This is a genomic window from Nocardiopsis sp. TNDT3 (genome assembly GCF_003427465.1).
Lineage (GTDB): Bacteria > Actinomycetota > Actinomycetes > Streptosporangiales > Streptosporangiaceae > Nocardiopsis > Nocardiopsis dassonvillei.
Genome location: NZ_QPFC01001296.1, coordinates 1 through 2,089 on the forward strand (window position 1 = coordinate 1; position 2,089 = coordinate 2,089).

Consider the following 2,089-nt stretch of genomic DNA (forward strand, 5'->3'; position numbering starts at 1 on the left):
CGACTAGGAGACCCGGCATGCTGCGCAAGTTCACGGCGGCCACCGCCATCGCCGGTGTCGCCCTGGGCGCAATGCTCGCCGCCTCACCCGTGTTCGCCAGCTCGCACGGCGGCGGCCAGCAGTTCAACCAGAACCTCCAGTTGGTTCCGGTCCAGATCTGCAACGCCCAGCTGTCCGTCGGCCTGGCCGGCGTGACCGTGCCCATCCTGTCGCCACAGACGACGGGTGACTGCATCAACGGTCCCGCCACCACCAACGTCCAGCACGACGGCTCCGAGGACCACGACAGTGGCGCCCCGGAGGGTCACAAGGACGAGGGTGAAGACGGGGGCGACGGGTACTAGCCACCTCCGGGTGGCGGGGTCCCCGATCCCGCAGTGACGGAAGACGCGAGTGGTTCGTCGAGGCCCTCCGGCAGCCTGCCGGAGGGCCTTGTCGCAGGTAGGACATCCGAGGGAACCGACGTGGGGGGAGACGTCAGATGAGGCGCACGGTCCTGACGGGAGCGGTACTGCTGTTGGCCGCCACCGGCTGCGGCGAGCAGTTGAGCGTGCCCGACCCGCCCGAGGCCACGAGTGCTCCGGAGGCGGAGCAGAGCCCGCAGGGGGAGACCGCCGGCCCGCAGGAGCAGGCCAGCCCGCGGGAGACGCAGCCCACTCCGGAGGAGGACGCCAACCAGAGCAGCGGGACCTTCGTCCTCAACCGGTACGGCGACGAGAACGGGTTCGACGACCAGACCCCCACCGAGTACGTGGCCACGGAGTTCACCACCTTCACCGACATGGAGTGGGGCACGTGGGCGGACGAGGTGGCGCGCGGCGAGGGAGGGGTCAAGGGGACCTGGTGCATGCAGGAGGGGTGCCAGGACGATCCCTACGAGGTCGAGGTCGAGCTGGGCGACCCGGTGGACGTCGACGGCACCATGTACTTCTCCACGTACACGATCACCGACTACGGCGAGGAGATGTCCGAGGAGATGATCGGGACGCTGGAGGAGGTCGACGGCGGAACCCTGGCGCTGCCGGAGTCCGAGTGATCCGGACCGGCTGCCGGGGGCACGCCGCCGCGTCCGGCGGAGGTGACCTTCGCCTCCCTCCGCAGAATCATGCCAAAGTTCCTCAAAAGTACATAACTCCTGATCAAAACGGGTGACGCGGCCCTCTTCCCGGGACCGGAGGGGGCCGAAACGGGCGTGGCGCGCCCGCGAGGTCTCTAGTCTGCTGAGTTGTGGGACTCAACCAGTGGACGGACAACCACGCGGACGACGGACGCGGCGCCGACGGGCGGCCGACGCCACGGCACGGCCGCGCCTCGCTGCTGCGCCTGGCCGCCTGGTTCGAGGAGGCCGACCCGGACCGCGCCGACGCCCTCGCCGCCGCCTCGTACGCCCTCCATCCGGCGCTCCACCTGGAGGGGAGGGTGGACGAGGGTGTCGCCGCGACCACCAGCTGGTGGCAGGCCGACGCCGACCGCAGCACCGTCACCGAGCACCCGGGCGCCCGACCGCCCGAGCCGGTGAGCGACCACCGCGCCCAGCAGGCGCGCCTGCGCGACGCCGCCGAGTCCTCCGCCCACTGGCGCCGCGCCGGTGCCGCGCAGATCCGCTCCCTGCTGACCGAGCCCACGGGCCGCCGTGCCCGCCTGGACCTGTCCGGCGCCGGGATGGAGGTCCTGATGGAACTCCTCACCGCGGCCCTGGGATCCGGCGACGCCAGCAGGCGCCCCACCTCCGCCGGGGACCTGGAGTTCGCGCTGCGCCTGCACGTCGTCGCCGCGCCGGGCGCCGACGTCACCATCCGGGGCGAGGGCGGGGAGCTGACCCTGGAGGGGCTGCGCCTGCTGGTGACCCCCTACGAGCAGCACAGCCCCGGTGACCTCGACCCGCTCCCGGAGGAGCCGGAGGAGGACGGGGCGGACCCCCTCGCGGCCGGTGCCCCGGAGGGGGGGGACGCTGCCCCGGAGGGGGAGGAGGCCTCCGCCGATTCCCGGACCCCCGTGGACCCGCTCGGCCCCGGGACCGACGAGGACCTCTCCGACCCGTCCGAAGAGCCGTCCGAGGACCCGCCGGCCCCCGCCGCCTCCGTAAGCC

Annotated in this window: 3 protein-coding genes; all 3 read left to right on the forward strand. The window is 72.7% G+C overall.

Annotation, left to right across the window (positions count from 1 at the left end; all coding sequences use genetic code 11):
- Positions 1 to 17 precede the first annotated feature (17 nt).
- Positions 18 to 344, forward strand: coding sequence for a hypothetical protein (locus DQW06_RS27040; RefSeq protein ID WP_013156083.1), 327 nt, complete (start codon positions 18 to 20; stop codon positions 342 to 344).
- 137 nt (positions 345 to 481) lie between these two features.
- Positions 482 to 1,036, forward strand: a complete 555-nt coding sequence (locus tag DQW06_RS27045) for a hypothetical protein (RefSeq protein WP_013156084.1) — start codon at positions 482 to 484, stop codon at positions 1,034 to 1,036.
- A gap of 191 nt (positions 1,037 to 1,227) precedes the next feature.
- A partial coding sequence (locus DQW06_RS27050) for a DUF2397 family protein (protein WP_232833178.1) occupies positions 1,228 to 2,089 on the forward strand: 862 nt, incomplete at its 3' end.

Coding starts and splice junctions, on each gene's coding strand:
- DQW06_RS27040 (WP_013156083.1), top strand. CDS start 18: ATGCTGCGCAAGTTCACGGCGGCCACCGCCATCGCCGGTGTCGCCCTG.
- DQW06_RS27045 (WP_013156084.1), top strand. CDS start 482: ATGAGGCGCACGGTCCTGACGGGAGCGGTACTGCTGTTGGCCGCCACC.